Source organism: Methylobacterium sp. W2 (assembly GCF_020662345.1).
GTDB lineage: Bacteria > Pseudomonadota > Alphaproteobacteria > Rhizobiales > Beijerinckiaceae > Methylobacterium.
On sequence record NZ_VMOA01000052.1, the window covers coordinates 1 to 17,277 of the forward strand.

The 17,277-nt window shown below is 65.2% G+C and carries 15 protein-coding genes and 1 other RNA gene; 9 read left to right on the forward strand and 7 right to left on the reverse strand.

Annotation, left to right across the window (positions count from 1 at the left end):
- The 3 genes from FPV16_RS22175 to FPV16_RS22185 all read right to left on the reverse strand — a co-directional run.
- On the reverse strand, positions 1-1,288 hold a 1,288-nt coding region (locus FPV16_RS22175), incomplete at its 3' end, for a DNA polymerase III subunit gamma/tau (protein WP_227440642.1).
- An 87-nt stretch (positions 1,289-1,375) separates the two neighbouring features.
- An RNA gene (gene ffs / locus FPV16_RS22180) (signal recognition particle sRNA small type) lies at positions 1,376-1,472 on the reverse strand.
- A gap of 56 nt (positions 1,473-1,528) precedes the next feature.
- Positions 1,529-1,792, reverse strand: coding sequence for a PepSY domain-containing protein (locus tag FPV16_RS22185; RefSeq protein WP_027172369.1), 264 nt, complete (start codon positions 1,790-1,792; stop codon positions 1,529-1,531).
- Positions 1,793-1,936: 144 nt separating this feature from the next.
- Here FPV16_RS22185 and FPV16_RS22190 point away from each other — a divergent pair, with 144 nt between their 5' ends.
- A complete protein-coding gene (locus tag FPV16_RS22190) occupies positions 1,937-3,472 on the forward strand; it encodes a YifB family Mg chelatase-like AAA ATPase (RefSeq protein WP_227440643.1) in 1,536 nt (511 codons plus the stop codon).
- 15 nt (positions 3,473-3,487) lie between these two features.
- Here the strand turns inward: FPV16_RS22190 and FPV16_RS22195 are convergent, their stop codons facing one another.
- Together FPV16_RS22195 and scpA are read right to left on the reverse strand one after the other, a co-directional pair.
- A complete protein-coding gene (locus FPV16_RS22195) occupies positions 3,488-4,921 on the reverse strand; it encodes a mannose-1-phosphate guanylyltransferase/mannose-6-phosphate isomerase (RefSeq protein WP_227440644.1) in 1,434 nt (477 codons plus the stop codon).
- Positions 4,922-5,097: 176 nt separating this feature from the next.
- Positions 5,098-7,263, reverse strand: a complete 2,166-nt coding sequence (scpA, locus tag FPV16_RS22200; RefSeq protein WP_227440645.1) for a methylmalonyl-CoA mutase — start codon at positions 7,261-7,263, stop codon at positions 5,098-5,100.
- Between scpA and FPV16_RS22205 the strand changes: the two genes are divergently transcribed.
- Positions 7,264-8,376 carry a DUF817 domain-containing protein gene (locus tag FPV16_RS22205; RefSeq protein ID WP_227440646.1) on the forward strand — a complete coding sequence of 371 codons (1,113 nt, stop codon included), beginning with the start codon at positions 7,264-7,266 and terminating at the stop codon, positions 8,374-8,376.
- Positions 8,377-8,450: 74 nt separating this feature from the next.
- The gene (locus FPV16_RS22210; protein WP_227440647.1) at positions 8,451-8,651 is read left to right on the forward strand and encodes a hypothetical protein; all 201 of its coding nucleotides are present in this window, start codon (positions 8,451-8,453) and stop codon (positions 8,649-8,651) included.
- 240 nt (positions 8,652-8,891) lie between these two features.
- Here the strand turns inward: FPV16_RS22210 and FPV16_RS22215 are convergent, their stop codons facing one another.
- Positions 8,892-9,107, reverse strand: a complete 216-nt coding sequence (locus tag FPV16_RS22215) for a hypothetical protein (protein WP_018044781.1) — start codon at positions 9,105-9,107, stop codon at positions 8,892-8,894.
- 423 nt (positions 9,108-9,530) lie between these two features.
- Between FPV16_RS22215 and FPV16_RS22220 the strand changes: the two genes are divergently transcribed.
- The 3 genes from FPV16_RS22220 to FPV16_RS22230 all read left to right on the forward strand — a co-directional run bounded on the left by FPV16_RS22220 (position 9,531) and on the right by FPV16_RS22230 (position 11,719).
- Positions 9,531-10,664, forward strand: coding sequence for a S1C family serine protease (locus FPV16_RS22220; protein ID WP_227440648.1), 1,134 nt, complete (start codon positions 9,531-9,533; stop codon positions 10,662-10,664).
- A gap of 87 nt (positions 10,665-10,751) precedes the next feature.
- Positions 10,752-11,009 carry a hypothetical protein gene (locus FPV16_RS22225; RefSeq protein ID WP_227440649.1) on the forward strand — a complete coding sequence of 86 codons (258 nt, stop codon included), beginning with the start codon at positions 10,752-10,754 and terminating at the stop codon, positions 11,007-11,009.
- Entirely contained in the window at positions 11,006-11,719 is a 714-nt protein-coding gene (locus tag FPV16_RS22230) for a J domain-containing protein (RefSeq protein WP_227440651.1), read from the forward strand. The genes FPV16_RS22225 and FPV16_RS22230 overlap by 4 nt, the downstream gene beginning before the upstream one ends.
- 146 nt (positions 11,720-11,865) lie before the next feature.
- Here FPV16_RS22230 and FPV16_RS22235 read toward each other — a convergent pair whose 3' ends face one another.
- Complete coding sequence (locus FPV16_RS22235; RefSeq protein WP_227440652.1) at positions 11,866-13,356, reverse strand: SPOR domain-containing protein; 1,491 nt, start codon at positions 13,354-13,356, stop codon at positions 11,866-11,868.
- Positions 13,357-13,656: 300 nt separating this feature from the next.
- On the opposite strand from FPV16_RS22235, the gene FPV16_RS22240 reads away from it, so the two are divergent.
- The 3 genes from FPV16_RS22240 (at position 13,657) to clpA (ending at position 17,263) form a co-directional block, all read left to right on the forward strand.
- The gene (locus tag FPV16_RS22240; RefSeq protein ID WP_227440653.1) at positions 13,657-14,001 is read left to right on the forward strand and encodes a phasin family protein; all 345 of its coding nucleotides are present in this window, start codon (positions 13,657-13,659) and stop codon (positions 13,999-14,001) included.
- Positions 14,002-14,330: 329 nt separating this feature from the next.
- Positions 14,331-14,762 carry an ATP-dependent Clp protease adapter ClpS gene (clpS, locus tag FPV16_RS22245; RefSeq protein ID WP_413629338.1) on the forward strand — a complete coding sequence of 144 codons (432 nt, stop codon included), beginning with the start codon at positions 14,331-14,333 and terminating at the stop codon, positions 14,760-14,762.
- A gap of 23 nt (positions 14,763-14,785) precedes the next feature.
- A complete protein-coding gene (gene clpA, locus FPV16_RS22250; protein ID WP_227440656.1) occupies positions 14,786-17,263 on the forward strand; it encodes an ATP-dependent Clp protease ATP-binding subunit ClpA in 2,478 nt (825 codons plus the stop codon).
- The last annotated feature ends 14 nt before the right edge of the window (positions 17,264-17,277 follow it).

A 17,277-nucleotide genomic window follows, 5' to 3' on the forward strand; every position in this document is an offset into this window, starting at 1 on the left:
GGGCGCCGCTGGGGGCAGGCGGCGAGGCGGAGGGGGCCGCGGACGTCTGAGGTGACGCCAATGCCTCGGACTTGAGTTGCCTCAGCGCCTCGTCCGGTGTCGGAAGGTCGGCGGCATAGGCGAGGCGCACGAGAGCCATCTCGGCGGCAGCCAGCGGTCTTGCGGCGACCTGGACCTCGGGAATGGCCTTCAGAAGGATCTGCCACGCCCGCGACAGGGCGCGAACCGAGAGCTTGGCCGCGAATGCGCCGCCCCGGCTACGTTCATCGGCACTGAGGGTCGGATCCGCGGCGGCGGCCTCGGGCACCAGCTTGAGGCGAGTAACGAGATGGGTGAAGCTCGCGAGATCTGACAGGATCACCGCCGGGTCGGCACCTGCCTCGTACTGGCCACGCACTTCCGCGAAGCTCGCCGGAACGTCGCCGCGCATCACCGCCTCGAAGAGGTCGACGATCCGCCCTCTGTCGGCGAGGCCGAGCATGTCGCGCACGCTCGCCCCGGTCACGAGACCGGCCCCATGGGCGATGGCCTGATCGAGGAGCGAGAGCGCATCGCGCACCGAACCCTCGGCGGCGCGAGTGATCGCAGCGAGGGCTTCCGGCTCTGCCTCGACGTTCTCGGCGGCGCAGATCCGGGCGAGATGCGCGACCATGGTGTCGGCTTCGACACGGCGCAGATCGAAGCGCTGGCAGCGCGACAGGATCGTCACCGGAACCTTGCGGATCTCGGTGGTGGCGAAAACGAATTTGGCGTGTGGCGGAGGCTCCTCCAGCGTCTTCAGGAAGGCGTTGAACGCCTTCTCGGAGAGCATGTGGACCTCGTCGACGATGTAGACTTTGTAGCGGGCGGAGACCGGCGAATAGCGGATGCCGTCGATAATGCCGCGCACGTCGTCGATACCGGTATGCGAGGCGGCATCCATCTCCAGCACGTCCATGTGCCGAGATTCCATGATCGCCTGACAATGGCGACCGAGCTCCGGCATGGCGATGGTAGGGCCGGTATCGGGGTGGCCGTCGCGGACGTAATTGAGTCCCCGTGCGAGGATGCGGGCCGTCGTCGTCTTGCCGACGCCGCGCACGCCGGTGAGCATCCACGCCTGCGGGATGCGGTTGGCCGCGAACGCATTGGCCAGCGTGCGCACCATGGCGCCCTGGCCGATCAAGTCATCGAAATTCTGGGGGCGGTACTTGCGGGCGAGTACTCGATAAGGCGTCACCGCAGGCACGGGCTCGGGTAAGCCCGGCAGGCCAGGAAGATCGCTCGGTGTGCCGGAAGTCGCGTCCATGCCGCCTTGCGTGGTTCGAGCGGCCCCGGGTCGGGGGAATGCCGCCACGCGGGGCCTCGGACAGGTCGATCGGTGAGGATCGACGAAGGTGGGAGGCTGGACGAAGACCCGCTCGGTCTCGTTAGGGCTGCTTCCTTCCGGACCTGACCCGGTTGGCGAGTGAAACGTCCCTCGCCAACCTCCCGAGCGCTATATGGCCGGCGCTTTGGCGTAACGCAAGCGCCTCCCGAGGCCGGACGTCTATTCCGCTTCGCGGGTGGTGATGGCGAAGGTCTTGGGGTCGAGCTCCAGGTCGAACTGCTTGCCGTTGGCATCGATGGCATCGTCCACGTCGATCTCGTGATCCTCGACCTCGATCTTCTTCCACTTCACGAAGCCTTCCTTCTTCAGGGTCGCCTCGATCTTGGTGAGTTCCTCGGGCGTCGGTGCCCGGTCCGCGAAGGCGGTGCCGGTAAGGGCGAAACCGAGGGCAATGGCCGCGAGGCCGGCGGTCTTGATCGACATGGACATCTCCTTGGTCGGAAATCAGACGGTTGCGAACGGCGGAGCCTTGCCGGAGTTCCATGACAATTCCGCAAGGGCGCACGCGCTGGTTGTCACGGGCGCCGGCTCACCCTAACCTTGGCCTTAATCTCAGAGGTCGAAACCATGGTCACCCGCGTCGCCACCGTTGCCTTCGAGGGAATCGAGGCGCGTGCCGTCGACGTGCAGGTGCAGATCGCTCCCGGTGCCGTGGTCTTCATGGTGGTCGGTCTGGCCGACAAGGCGGTGGCGGAATCACGGGAGCGTGTCCGCTCGGCTCTGATCGCATCGGGACTGGCGCTTCCGGCAAAGCGCATCACCGTCAACCTCGCTCCGGCCGACCTGCCGAAGGAGGGCTCGCATTACGATCTGCCCATCGCGCTCGCGGTGATGGCCGCCATCGGCGCCATCCCGGCCGATGCGCTCGCCGGTTATTGCGTCCTCGGCGAGCTCACCCTCGACGGCACGATCACGGCGGTGAACGGCGTCCTGCCTGCCGCCATGGCGGCGAATGGGCGGGGGCTCGGTCTGATCTGCCCAGCAGCGACGGGGCCTGAAGCGGCCTGGGCCGGTGGCGACATGGACGTTCTGGCCCCGCGCTCCCTGATCCAGCTCGCGAACCATTTCAAGGGCAGTCAGGTCATGGCACGCCCCGAGCCGGCCGTGGCCACGCCCACGGGACGGTTGCCGGATCTTCGCGACATCAAGGGCCAGGAGGGCGCTAAGCGTGCGCTGGAGATCGCCGCCGCCGGCGGCCACAACCTCCTGATGAATGGTCCGCCAGGCGCGGGCAAATCGATGCTCGCGGCCCGACTTCCCTCCATCCTGCCGCCGCTCGGGCCGCGCGAACTCCTCGAAGTCTCGATGATCCAGTCGGTGGCCGGCGAGTTGAAGGGCGGCGCGCTGTCGAGCCGCCGTCCGTTCCGGCAGCCCCACCATTCGGCGTCGATGGCAGCGCTGGTAGGGGGCGGAATCAATGCCCGCCCCGGCGAGGCCTCGCTGGCGCATGGCGGCGTGTTGTTTCTCGACGAGCTCCCGGAGTTCACGCCGCAGGTGCTCGATTCCCTGCGCCAGCCGATGGAGACCGGCGAGGTCATGATAGCCCGCGCAAATCACCGAGTGACGTACCCCGCGCGGTTCCAGCTGATTGCCGCCATGAATCCCTGCCGGTGCGGTCAGGCGCTTGAGCCGGGTTATGCCTGCCGGCGCGGCCCCAACGACCGCTGCGTCGCGCAATACGGCGCGAGGATCTCAGGGCCGCTCCTCGATCGCATCGACTTACGGATCGAAGTCGGTGCCGTCACGGCTGCCGATCTGATCCTGCCTTCGCCGGCCGAAGGCTCGGCGGAGACGGCGGCCCGAGTGGCCTCCGCACGGGCACTGCAGGCCGCGCGTTTCGAGGCCCACGGCCTGACCGGCGTCGTCACGAACGCGACCTGTCCGGTGCCGTTGATCGAGGAGATGGCTGCGCCGGATGCGGATGGTGCAACACTGATCCGAAACGCGGCGGAGACCATGCGCCTTTCGGCGCGAGGCTTCCACCGCGTGCTGCGCGTGGCGCGAACCCTCGCGGATCTCGACGGCGAAGAGCGGGTGCGCCGCCTCCATCTCGCCGAGGCCCTGTCGTATCGCGGACGGACCGAGCGGCCCGTCGCCGCCTGACCTTGGCGACCTCGCCTATCGTCCGTAGATGTCCTCGACGCGGATGATGTCGTCTTCCCCGGTATAGGATCCAACCTGGACCTCGATGAGTTCGAGGGGGATCTTGCCCGGATTGGTGAGGCGATGCATCGAACCGATTGGCAGGTAGACCGCTTCGTTCTCGTGAACCAGCACGACGCGATCATCCACGGTAACCTCGGCGGTGCCGCGTACCACGACCCAATGCTCCGCCCGGTGGAAATGCTTCTGCAGCGAGAGCCGCCCGCCCGGCGTCACCATGATGCGCTTCACCTGGAAGCGCTCGCCGATGTCGATGCGCTGGTACCAGCCCCAGGGGCGGAACATCCGGCGATGCGCATCAGCCTCGGGATGGGCCTTCTCGCGCAGCTGCGTGACCAACTCCTTGACGAGGCCGGCCTTGGCCTTCGAGGTGACGAGGACGGCGTCCGGGGTCGAGACCACGACGATGTCGTCGAGCCCCACCACAGCGGTGAGATGCTCGCCCTCGCTATGCACGAGGCTACCGCGGGTCTCGACGAGTTCCACGCGACCGCGCACGGCGTTGCCCAACGCATCACGGGGCAACACGTCCCAGACCGCGTCCCATGTGCCGACGTCGGACCACGGGAAGGATACGGGCAAGACGCCGGCGCGGTCGGTCCGCTCCATCACGGCATAATCGATCGAGGTTTTCGGTGCGCTCGCGAAGGCGGTAGCATCCAGGCGCAGGAAGTCGAGATCGGTCGTCGCTCCGTCGAGGGCGGCGCGGGTCGCGGCCAGGATTTCCGGAGCATAGGTCTCCAGCTCGGCCAGCATGATGTCGGCGCGGAACAGGAAGTAGCCGCTGTTCCACAGGGCGCCGTCGGCGATCAGGCTCTCGGCCCCGTGGCGGTTAGGCTTCTCCACGAAGCGTCCGACCTCATACGCACCTTCGACCCCGTCGATCGGCGTGCCCTTGCGGATATAGCCATAGGCGGTGGACGGCGCGGTCGGCTCGATCCCGAGCGTCATGATCCGACCGGCCCGGGCCCCTGCGGCGGCGGCGCGCGCAGCATCCACGAAGGCAGCCGTGTCCCCGATGACGTGATCGGCGGCCAGGATGAGTACCACCGCTTCCGGGTCGCGCCGGGCGGCATGGAGGGCGGCGACTGCGACGGCAGCGGCGGAATCACGACGCTGCGGCTCGAGGACGATGTCCGCCTCGACCTCGGCCTGCAGCAGCTGCTCGGCCACGATGAAGCGGGCGTCGCTGCTGGTGATGATCGTTGGCCGCGAGAAAGCGGTTCCATTCGCAACGCGACGAGCGGTGTCCTGAAAGGTCGAACTATCGGCAGTCACCAGCGGCGTGAACTGCTTCGGCATACTCTCGCGGGAGGCAGGCCACAATCGCGTACCGGAGCCACCACAGAGGATGACCGGATGGATGAGGTCGGAAAATCCTGAGGCCATCAGCGTCAACTCACAATTTCAGATTCGGTACGAAGCCAGGAAATACGATCTTGGTGCGCCGCAACCAACCCGGTCCGGAGCAGAATATGCGATGGAAAAGAATAAAGGAGGGCGCCAGCGTCCGGCAATGGCGTTGGCGCTACCCTCATGAATGCCGATGGCGCAATGCGGTCATCCTACTCAGCGGCCTGCCGGGCGTTGTAGCCGAGCCTTCCGTTCAATTCCTCGATCAGCTTCACGGCCGCTTCAGCAATGACCGTGCCGGGTGGAAAAATCGCTGATGCGCCTGCGGCATAGAGTGCCGGATAATCGCTCGGGGGGATCACGCCGCCGATCACGATCATCACGTCGCCCCGTCCCTGTTCGGTCAGGGCTGCCTTCAATTCAGGTACCAGCGTCAGGTGGCCGGCGGCCAGGGACGACACGCCGACGATGTGGACGTCGTTCTCCACAGCCTGACGTGCGGCTTCGGCGGGAGTCGCGAAGAGGGGGCCGATATCCACATCGAAGCCGAGATCGGCGAAGGCCGAGGCGATGACCTTCTGGCCACGGTCGTGGCCGTCCTGGCCCATCTTGGCGACGAGGATGCGCGGGCGCCGCCCGTCATTCTCCTCGAATGTCTCAACGAGTTGACGAACGGTCTCGACCACCGGCGACATGCCACCCACCTCTCGCTTGTAGACGCCCGAGATCGAGCGGATTTCGGCGCGATGCCGGCCCCAGGCCTTCTCCAAAGCGTCCGAAATCTCTCCGACCGTGGCCTTGGCCCGCGCCGCCTCGACGCCGAGGGCCAGGAGATTGCCCTCTCCCTGAGCAGCCGCGGTGAGTGCAGCAAGAGCCGCATCGACATCGGCCTGATTGCGCTCGGCGCGCAGCCTTTTTAGCTTGTCGATCTGGAGCATGCGGACATTGCCGTTGTCGACGCGCATCAACTCGATGGCGCGGTCGTCGTCGGGCTTGAACTTATTCACACCGACGATGGTCTGGCGGCCGGAATCGATCCGCGCCTGGGCGCGGGCCGCCGCTTCCTCGATGCGCAGCTTCGGGATGCCGGCCTCGATCGCCTTGGCCATCCCGCCCAATTCCTCGACTTCGCGCAGGTGCTCCCAGGCGCGGGCGACGATGTCCTGGGTGAGCTTCTCCACATAATAGGAGCCGCCCCACGGATCGACGATGCGCGTCGTGCCGCTCTCCTGCTGCAGGAATAGCTGGGTGTTGCGGGCGATGCGGGCCGAGAAATCGGTGGGTAGTGCGAGCGCCTCGTCGAGGGCGTTGGTGTGGAGCGACTGGGTGCCGCCCTGCGTCGCCGCCATCGCCTCGATGCACGTGCGGGTGACGTTGTTGAACACGTCCTGCGCGGTCAGCGACCAGCCGGATGTCTGGCTGTGGGTACGCAGGGGCAGGGACTTATCGGTCTTCGGCTCGAACTCCTTGACGAGCTTGGCCCAGATCAGGCGCGCCGCCCGCATCTTGGCGATCTCCATGAAGAAGTTGGTCGAGATGGCCCAGAAGAACGACAGGCGCGGGGCGAATTTGTCGATGGTGAGCCCTGCCGCGAGACCCGCCTTGATGTACTCGACTCCGTCGGCGAGCGTGTAGGCGAGTTCGAGGTCGTTCGTCGCCCCGGCCTCCTGCATGTGGTAGCCCGAGATCGAGATCGAATTGAACTTCGGCATATGGGCCGAGGTGTAGGCGAAGATATCGCCGATGATCCGCATCGAACCCGCCGGGGGGTAGATGTATGTGTTGCGGACCATGAACTCTTTCAGGATGTCGTTCTGGATCGTGCCCGCGAGCTTCTCGGGCGGCACGCCCTGCTCCTCGGCCGCCACGATGTAGAGAGCGAGGATCGGCAGCACTGCGCCGTTCATCGTCATCGATACGGTCATCTCGTCCAGCGGAATGCCCGAGAACAGCGTCCGCATGTCGTAAATCGAATCGATCGCCACGCCGGCCATGCCGACATCGCCCGAGACACGCGGGTGATCGGAATCGTAGCCGCGATGGGTGGCGAGATCGAAGGCGACCGACAGGCCTTTCTGCCCGGCGGCGAGGTTACGCCGATAGAACGCGTTCGAATCCTCCGCCGTGGAGAAGCCGGCATATTGCCGGATCGTCCAGGGCTGAGTGACATACATGGTCGGGTAGGGCCCGCGCAGATACGGCGCGACGCCGGGATAGGTGTGGAGGAAGTCGATGCCCTCACGATCCTCCGGGCCGTAAACACCTTTCACCGGGATGCCTTCCGGCGTCATCCAGGGTTCGCCCGTCGGCGGGACGGGAGCCACGAAGGCATCTGCCGCGTAGGGGACGTTCGCGAAGTCGGGGATACGGGACGTCATGTGATCGGACTCGTGCGGCGGCGTATGGCGCAGCATTATAGTGAAGCACCGGCTTCGGGCTATCCCTCTCAAATCCATTTTGAAGATGAGTGCCGATTCCGCCTCCGGCGATGCCGGCTTTCCAGCGGCGTCCCCGCGCCCTCGATATGGTCGAGCATCACGCCCGCCTACGCTAAGGCAGGCTGCGCCACCGCCGGAACAGCCATTGTGATAGACATCCCGACCCGCAGCGCGTCCCGCACCTGGCCGCTCATCGCACGGTTCGCCGGATTCGAGGCGCAACTCGGCGCCTGGGCTCTCGCGCGGGGACCCATCGCGGCGGGCATCTACGAATTCCTGCGGTTCGGCATCAAGCAGGGATGGGCCTGCCTGTTCGGCGGATTGCTGTGTGCGCTGCTCATCGCGAGCTACCTGCTGTATCCCCCGCACGCGACGATCAGCCGATACGACTTTCTCACCCTGTCGGCGGTGGCGATACAGATAGCTCTTCTCGTCCTGCGCATGGAGACCTGGGAGGAGGCGAAGGTGATCGCGCTCTTCCATGTGGTCGGCACAGTGATGGAGATCTTCAAGACCGCCGCCGGATCATGGATCTACCCGGATGCCAGCCTGCTCCGCATCGCCGGCGTGCCGCTCTTCACCGGCTTCATGTATGCGAGCATCGGATCCTACATCGCCAGGGTGTGGCGCCTGTTCGATTTCCGCTTCACCCATCACCCCGGCACCGGCGCGACGCTCCTGCTGGCCGCGGCGATCTACGTGAATTTCTTCACCCATCACTATGTCGTGGACATCCGCGTCGGTCTGTTCGCGGCGACGGCGCTGTTATTCGGCCGAACCTGGGTGCATTTCAAGGTCTGGCGGGTGCACAGGAAAATGCCGCTTCTCCTCGGTTTCCTGCTTGTCGCCCTGTTCATCTGGTTCGCCGAAAACATCGGCACGGGAACGCGGGTCTGGCTGTATCCGAACCAGGCATCGACCTGGGCGATGGTTTCCTGGCAGAAACTTGGGGCCTGGTACCTGCTGCTGATCATTTCCTACGTTCTGGTCACCCTCGTGAACAAGCCGGAGGTTTGTAAGCATGGCGAGATCGAACGGGGATATTCCAAATAATAGCGACTGGCTTTCTTCAGTCTTTTGCAAGATCGAGCGGGCTATGCACGACGGAGCCTTGAGGAACCGTGTTCATGAGTGATTCCATCGCCGGCCTCGCACAGTCGATCGTCTCGAACCAGACCGCTGCGACGCGGGAGTCGATGCAGACGACGTTCATACGCAAGCAAGGCGAGAGCGACCGGGCGATTGCGCAGCTCCTGCAGCAATCCGCCGATCAGCAGAAGGCCGTTCTTCCCGAAGGCCAAGGGACCGTCTTGGACCGGCAGGTCTGAGAACCGGTCCACCGTCCGTCGGTCGAGTCCGATGGGCGCCCGCATCAGGATTGTGCAAGTCTAAAGAACGCATCATCCGACTGGGCAATGTCGTGAGACCGACCAGCGTCTTAAAGCATGACCGACAGCCGAACCGGTTTCACGGTACGGCCGAAACGGCGGCCGAGCGGCGCGGTCGGTTCCGCGCCGGCGGCTAGTTCTTTCGGGCTTCTTCAGGAGGCCCGGAGAAGGGATATCGTCTCAGTTGAGATAGGTGCGGATCCAGTTCGGCGAGAGGATTTCGCCTTCCTCGGTGATGATCCACGGCTGTTTTGCCGGGTCGGTCAGGGCGCCTGCGGCGGCCTCGATCGCTTCGCGAAGGGTGCCGTAGCGTGCGGGCTGTGCCAGCGGCGCCGGGACGGGGGTGGTCCGCCAGATCGTCAGATCAGCAGGACGTTCGAGGGCTTCGGTTTCCATAACGAGTTATCCTTGAACCTGAGAGGGTCGTTCCCCGCGGGTCTGTGCGGCTGAACCAGCATTCGGTTCAGCCAGCGCGGAACGTGTTTCCGTGAGAATGGAAGCATCTCTAGGGCAGCTTTGCGATCAATTTGGGCATTGCCATGATGAGTATGGCAAACCCGATCCGTTATCCCTCGCCTTAAGCATCATGGTTTGAACACAAAGCTTGCGGCGGCTGCCCTGGGACGCCCTCTTTTTATAATGAAGAGTAGACCGTGACAGTGCTGATTGGAGCTGTAGCTTGAACCTCGGGACGGGACCGTGTGCCGGCGCACCCGGATCGTGCCGTCCGTAAAACCAGTTGAACGGAGATGCGTCACCGACCAGTTAATGCGACAGGCTCAGTCCAGAATTTTTCCAAAGCTGTGAAAGGGATGTGACATGTCGGATCGCTTCGGCCGCATCGCGATCACGGCGGCCCTGGTGCTCATGGCCCTCTATGTTGGGCAGCCCTATGTGGCGGCCCTCCTGTTCTCGGCCGAGACCCCTCGGGCGATCACGGCGCGGGGGGATCTGGCCCCGGCGGAAACCACCACCGCGACATTGTTCGAACGAGCAAGCCCGTCGGTCGTCCATGTCTTCGCCCAGGCCGCGGCCCAGGGCCGCTCCCTGATGAGCCCCGATTCCGAAGAGGGCGAAGGCGGCAACGGCGCACAGACGGGCACGGGCTTCGTCTGGGATGGCGCCGGGCATGTGGTCACCAACAATCACGTGGTGGCGGGCGCGGCCCAGCGGGGCGGGTCGGTCTCGGTCCGCCTTTCCTCGGGGGAAGTCCGCCCGGCCACGATCGTCGGGACTGCGCCGAGCTACGATCTCGCCGTCCTTCGTCTCGGCGGTACCGGAGCGGTTCCGCCACCCCTGGCCATTGGTACCTCGGCGGATCTCAAGGTCGGACAATCGGCCTTTGCCATCGGCAACCCGTTCGGCCTCGACCACACCTTGACGACGGGGGTCATCAGCGCGCTTCGCCGCCGTCTCCCAACGGGGGAGGGGAGGGAGCTGTCCGGCGTCATCCAGACCGACGCCGCGATCAATCCCGGCAATTCCGGCGGGCCGCTCCTCGATTCCGCGGGACGCCTCGTCGGCGTCAACACGGCGATCTACTCTCCCTCCGGCGCGAGCGCCGGCATCGGCTTCGCGATCCCCGTGGATGTGGTGAATCGGGTCGTCCCCGAACTCATCCGCAACGGGCGCACCCGCAATCCGGGCATCGGCATCATCGCCGGGCAGGAAGCGACCGCCGCGCGTCTGGGGATCGACGGCGTCGTGGTCCTGCGGGTCCTGCGCGGATCACCGGCCGCCGAAGCCGGATTGCGCGGTGTCGATGTCCAGACCGGCACGATCGGCGATGTCATCGTCGGAGCCGGTGGTCAGCCGGTGCACCGCCTCGCCGATCTTACCGCCGCGATGGAGGCGGCGGGCATCGGGAAGTCCGTCGATCTCGCCGTCGAGCGGGACGGCCGCATCCGCAAGGTGAAGGTCACCACGGCGGATGTCGCCGAGACGCGGCAATAAGGCTTTCCCGGTCCGGGCTGTCACAACGGCCGTTTCCGGTGCAGTAGGGTGGGAACCACGCCGCACGACAACACGCAAGACACCGCAATGACGACGAAGGCCCGCCTATTCCGATCCCTCGTCTGCGTCATGCTGGCGCTCGGCACGATGCCGGCTGGAGCGAGGGACGGAGCGCGGCTCCTGTGTCCTGACGATGCTCCCGAGGGGGCGCGCCTCCCGCCCCGCGACCTGTGTCCGGATCGCCACGCTGAGCGGGCCGGAGCGCGGGGCGGTTCCCACCGGATCGGCGATGTCCAGGTCAGGATCGGCGGACGGGTCACGCTCGACCACGACATGCGCCGATGACGATCCTCGCCGCGCTCGTGGCGCTGTTTGTCCTGTGGTGGTACGCCAAGACCGCCAAGCCCCATCTCGTCCGGCGCCTGGGTCGGCTGATCACGCCGCGGTTGGCGAGGCGGATCGGCGGCTATGTCCTGCTCGCCCTGGCGGGAATTTCTGCGGTTCGCGGCCGGATCGAACTCGCGATCCTGTTCGGGGGCATCGCGTTCTGGTTTCTCGACGGTGTCGATGCCCTGGTCGTCCGGCTACGCGGCCTGTTCAGGCACGCATCCGTCGCGCGGCCCACGATCGTGCTGTTCGAGGTGATGCCCGACGGGCGGACTGCTGATGGGATCGTCCAGATCGGTCCCTATGCCGGGCGGCGCCTCTCACAGCTTCCGGAAGCGGCGCTGATGCAGATCCTCGCGGTCTGCCGCAAGGTCGACCGCATCGCCGCGCGCCGGCTACAGACGTATCTCGACGGCAGAACGGCCGCCGGGCGTGTAGACGCTGAGAGAGATTCCGACGCGCGGTCGCGCCGTCCGCCGGATCCAGGGTCGATGACGCAGGAGGAGGCCCACCAGATCCTGGGGCTTCAGAGCGGGGCGACCTTGCAGCAAATCCGCACGGCTCATCGCACGCTGATGAAACGGTGGCATCCCGACCAGGGCGGAACGGTCGAGGGGGCGTCGCGCATCAACGCGGCCCGAGACAGGCTTGTGAGCCGACATCGCTGATACTCCACGCGCGTTGCCAGAAAAATGCTCGATCGGCCCCGACCGGCGAACAGCCGACGGGGTTCGGCGAGGACGCGAATGGCGTCGTCACCGATGTCAGGAGGGCTTCTGTATCCCGAAGGACGAAGCCTTCACGATGGCGGGGGTCAGCTTCGCGTGGCGAAGCAGTTGAAGCCGTTGCGCTTCAGGGTCGAGCAGGCATCCTGCGCGGCTTCCTGCTCGCTGAAGCCCGAGAATCGGGCCCGGTAGAGGGTGGCACCGCCATGATCGACCCTCACGGTGTAGGGCGAGGCCTTGGAGAGCGCGCTTCCGGCCCTGCTGCGGGCCTCGGAAAGCATCGACTTGGCCTTGTCCTCATCGTCCATGGCGCCGAGCTGGATCACCCAGGCGGTGGGCGTGACGCGGCTCGCCGGCGAGGCCTTGGCCGCGGGCTCGGGCCGGGCGCCATCGACCGATGCGAGACGTGCGTCGGACTTGCCGCTGGGCGAAGCCTTGGCTCCGGGGAACGCGGCGGGCGCGCTGCTCGGAGCATAGGCCTGAGCCGAGGCCGGGAGCGCGCCGCTCCGCCACTTGGCACCGGCACTTCCGGGCGTCGTGGTTTGGCGTGGGCTGATGTCGAGGGGCTGGGTCGAGGCGGTGGTCTCCACCTCGATCTCCTCCTCGTCGGCCGAGGCGACCTGGGTCCGCGTCCGCGACGTGGCGTCCGCCACCACGGCAGGGCGTCCACGCTCGGCGACTTCCGTCACCGGAGGGGACTGGCGATTGCCGGCATAGGCGCGCGGCAGGTTCGCCCGGACGAGATCGGCCATGATCCGGTCGCGGCTGGCGCCTGACTTCCCGCCGAGCACGATCGCCACGATCTGGCGGTCGTCGGATTTGGCGGCGGTCATCAGATTGAAGCCCGAGTCGCGGGTGTAGCCGGTCTTGATGCCGTCGACGCCTTCGACATTGCCCAGCAGACGGTTGTGATTGCCGATGACCCGGCCGCGGAAGGCGAAAGAACGGGTCTGGAAATATTTGTAGTAGCGCGGGAAGCGGTCCTGGATCGCCCGGGCGAGGATCGTCAGGTCACGCGCCGTGGTGATCTGGTCCGCGTCGGGCAGGCCCGAGGCATTGGCGTAGTTGGTCCGGGTCATGCCCAGGGCCTGTGCCTTGCGGGTCATCATCTCGGCGAATTTCGGTTCAGAGCCGGCGATGTTCTCGCCGATGGCGCAGGCCACGTCGTTGGCGGATTTCGTCACGATCGCCTTGATCGCGTCCTCCACCTCGATCGTCGAGCCGGGCCGGAGGCCGAGCTTGGACGGCGGCCGGGCGGCGGCGAAGGCAGAGATGGTCAGGGGCGAGTCTAGGTTGAAACGACCACGCTCGAGTTGTTCGAACAGCATGTAGAGCGTCATCACCTTCGTGATCGACGCCGGGTGGCGAAGGGAATCCTCGTTGACCGCATGTAGGGTGCGGCCCGTCTTCACGTCGATCACCATGGCGGCATAAGGCGGGTTGTAGCCCCCGCCGCCGCCACGGTGATGGTGGCCGCGCCGCGCATCCGCGGGGGAGGCGATGGCCGACAGTACGGCCGCCGCCGCAATGAGGGCCGGCAGCCCATGGGTCGTCCGGGAGCGACTCGGAACGCTACGCATCGCGACGGGGTGTCCTCGACAACCGACCCAGGGATCGGCTTGCACTGCATCATCACTGCAAGGCCGGCGAACGTGCCGCCGTGACCTCGCAACATCTGTCAATCAGGCTAGGTCGACGCGGTTACGGCCCGGTTAATGCCTCAGCATCAATTTGCCCATGTTCGCTGCGGTGCAATATAAATCTTGACGGTCTATGGTGCGTTGCACATAAAGAGGGGGTTGGTCGATTCCGCGGGTCGGGGAATCGGCCTTGTCGACATCCGGCCCCAGAGGAATGCCCGAAAGGGTATCTCGCATCCCATGACTTTCCAGCCCTTCGACAAGATCCCCGCCTTCGACAAGTCCGGCATCGATTCGGTAATGAAGAGCGTGTCGCTCGTCGCCCGGACGAACCAGACCGTCGGAACCGAGATGGCGGATTTCACCAAGCAGTCCTTCGAGCATGGCACCGCCACGCTCAAGAAGCTGACGGAGGCCAAGACTCCTCAGAGCGCGCTGGAGATCCAGGCCGATTTCATGAAGGCGTCCTATGAGCGCCTTGTCGCCCAGGCGAAGCTCGTCGGCGGCCTCTATGGCGAACTCGCCAAGGAGATCGGCAAGCCCCTCGAAGGTCTGGCCAAGATCAAGCTTCCCGTCGCGAACTGAGCGCCGGTCCGGCATCAGCGCCGACTCTATCGAGGAAATAGCGGATCGAGGGGTGATCGAGCGCGGCTCGATCACCCCTTTTTCGTGTGAGATGGCACCCGCCAGCACCGTGGCATGGCCATATGCCGCCTTCGACGGGCGGCTCTGGTGCCGTGTACCGGACAAGTGCGCGCAGGCGACTGGCGAAGTCGGGAAACGGCCTATAGATTGACGGAGGAGCAGGCGCACGGCGCCAGCGTGCAGTCGGGAAGCCGGCCGGTCCTCTCAATCCGCGTCCGGAATCCGCTGCCACAAATGGGGTCGATGCTATTCCGATGTCCGACGACCTGATGCGTTGTCTGGTCTCCCCCAATACGGATCACGGCAACTTCGCCGCGACCGCTGGGCGTGATGGCGCGATCCCTGCCGGTCCTTCGGCGCCGCGCTCAGCCGATCCCATAGGACCGGGTGGCAACGATGACGGCCGATCGGGGACGGCGATCATCACGCGGACCAAGCTTAAGACCAAACGGCCGAGCCTCTACCGCGTGCTCCTTCTCAACGACGACTACACGCCGATGGAGTTCGTCGTGCACGTGGTCGAGAAATTTTTCAATAAATCACAGGCCGATGCCTACCAGATCATGATGCACGTGCATCAGAACGGCGTCGGCGAGTGTGGGATCTTTACCTACGAGGTGGCGGAGACCAAGGTGACGCAGGTCATGGACTTCGCGCGCAAACACCAACATCCTCTCCAGTGCGTCATGGAAAAAAAATAGGCACCCCACACGAGGACCCGCTTTTGCCCAGCTTCTCTCGCAGCCTTGAACAAGCTCTCCACCGCGCCCTGGCGCTCGCCGGCGAGCGCCGGCACGAATACGCGACGCTGGAGCACCTGCTCCTCGCCCTGGTGGACGATCAGGATGCCGCAGCCGTCATGCGCGCCTGCAACGTCGAGGTCGACACGCTGAAACGCAGCCTCGTCGAGTATGTGGACACCGAACTCGCCAACCTGATCGGCGACGGGCGCCAGGATGCCAAGCCGACGGCGGGTTTCCAGCGGGTGATCCAGCGCGCGGTCATCCATGTCCAGTCTTCCGGTCGGGAGGAGGTGACCGGGGCCAACGTGCTCGTGGCGATCTTCGCCGAGCGCGAAAGCCATGCCGCCTATTTCCTGCAAGAGCAGGATATGACCCGCTACGACGCGGTCAATTACATCAGCCACGGCATCGCCAAGCGTCCCGGCGCGTCCGAGCCGAAGCCCGTTCGCGGCGCGGAGGAAGAGCCCTCGACCGAACGGCCAAGTGGCGAGGAGACGGAGAACCGCACGAAGAAGAAGGGCGACGCGCTCGAGGCCTATTGCGTCAACCTTAACAAGAAGGCCCGCGATGGCCGGATTGATCCGCTGATCGGTCGTGAGAGCGAGGTCCAGCGCACGATCCAGATTCTGTGCCGCCGCCAGAAGAACAACCCGCTGCTCGTGGGCGACCCGGGCGTCGGCAAGACCGCCATCGCCGAAGGTCTGGCGCGCAAGATCATCAACAAGGAAGTGCCGGAAGTCCTCATCGACGCGACGGTGTTCTCCCTCGACATGGGCACGCTGCTCGCGGGCACGCGCTATCGCGGCGACTTCGAGGAGCGGCTCAAGCAGGTGATGAAGGAGATTGAGGCGCACCCGAACGCGGTCCTCTTCATCGACGAGATCCACACGGTCATCGGAGCCGGTGCGACTTCGGGCGGTGCGATGGACGCGTCGAACCTGCTCAAGCCGGCTTTGGCCAACGGCTCGCTCCGCTGCATCGGCTCGACCACCTACAAGGAGTACCGTCAGTACTTCGAGAAGGACCGCGCCCTGGTGCGCCGCTTCCAGAAGATCGACGTCAACGAGCCGTCGATCCCAGATGCGATCGAGATCGTGAAGGGGCTCAAGCCCTATTTCGAGGAGTTCCACAAACTCAAATACACGACCGAAGCCGTGAAAGCCGCCGTGGAGCTGTCGGCCCGCTACATCAACGACCGCAAGCTGCCGGACAAAGCGATCGACGTGATCGACGAGACCGGCGCCTCGCAGATGCTGGTGCCGGAAGCCCGCCGCAAGCGGACGATCGGCGTGAAGGAAATCGAGGCAACCATCGCCACGATGGCTCGAATCCCGGCCAAGACCGTCTCGAAGGACGATGCGGCGGTTCTCAAGAACCTCACCGAGAACCTGAAGCGCGTGGTCTACGGGCAGACGGATGCCATCGAAGCCCTTACGTCGGCGATCAAGCTGGCGCGCGCTGGCTTGCGCGATCCGGACAAGCCAATCGGCTCGTACCTGTTCGCCGGGCCGACCGGCGTCGGCAAGACGGAAGCGGCCAAGCAACTGGCTTCGTCCCTCGGCATCGAGATGATCCGTTTCGACATGTCGGAATATATGGAGCGCCACACGGTCAGCCGGCTCATCGGCGCTCCGCCCGGCTATGTCGGCTTCGACCAGGGCGGTCTGCTCACCGACGGGATCGACCAGCATCCGCATTGCGTGCTGCTGCTGGACGAGATCGAAAAGGCCCATCCGGATCTCTTCAACATCCTGTTGCAGGTGATGGATCACGGCAAGCTCACCGACCATAACGGTAAGCAGGTGGATTTCCGCAACGTCATCATCATCATGACGACGAATGCGGGCGCGTCGGACATGGCGAAGTCGGCCTACGGCTTCACCCAGTCCAAGCGGACGGGAGACGATGTGGAGGCGATCAACAAGCTCTTCGCACCCGAATTCCGGAACCGCCTCGACTCGATCATTTCCTTCGGACACCTGCCGAAGGATGTGGTCGCCAAGGTTGTCGATAAGTTCGTGCTCCAGCTCGAAGCGCAGCTTGCCGACCGCAATGTCACGATCGAACTCTCGGACGAGGCCCGCGAATGGCTCACCGAGAACGGCTATGATGAGGCGATGGGCGCACGGCCCATGGCGCGCCTGATCCAGACCACGATCAAGACGCCGCTCGCCGATGAGGTCCTGTTCGGGCGCCTCAAGGATGGCGGTGCGGTGCGGGTGGTGCTGAAGAAGGCCAAGGAGGGCGTGACGCTGGCTCAGAAGGATGCGTTGGCCTTCGAGTTCCCTGCCGGGCCCGTCACGCCTAAGCCGGAGAAGGACGTGACCAATGCCGGCGGCAAGCGCAAGCGCAGCCGGACCAAGGCCGCTCCGCGAAAGAAGGACGAGGCGAAGAAGGACGACAAGGGTGGTTCGGGCGGTGTCCGTACGGTACCGAAAGTTCCTCTCGTCCGGGCCTGACCGTACCAAAACTT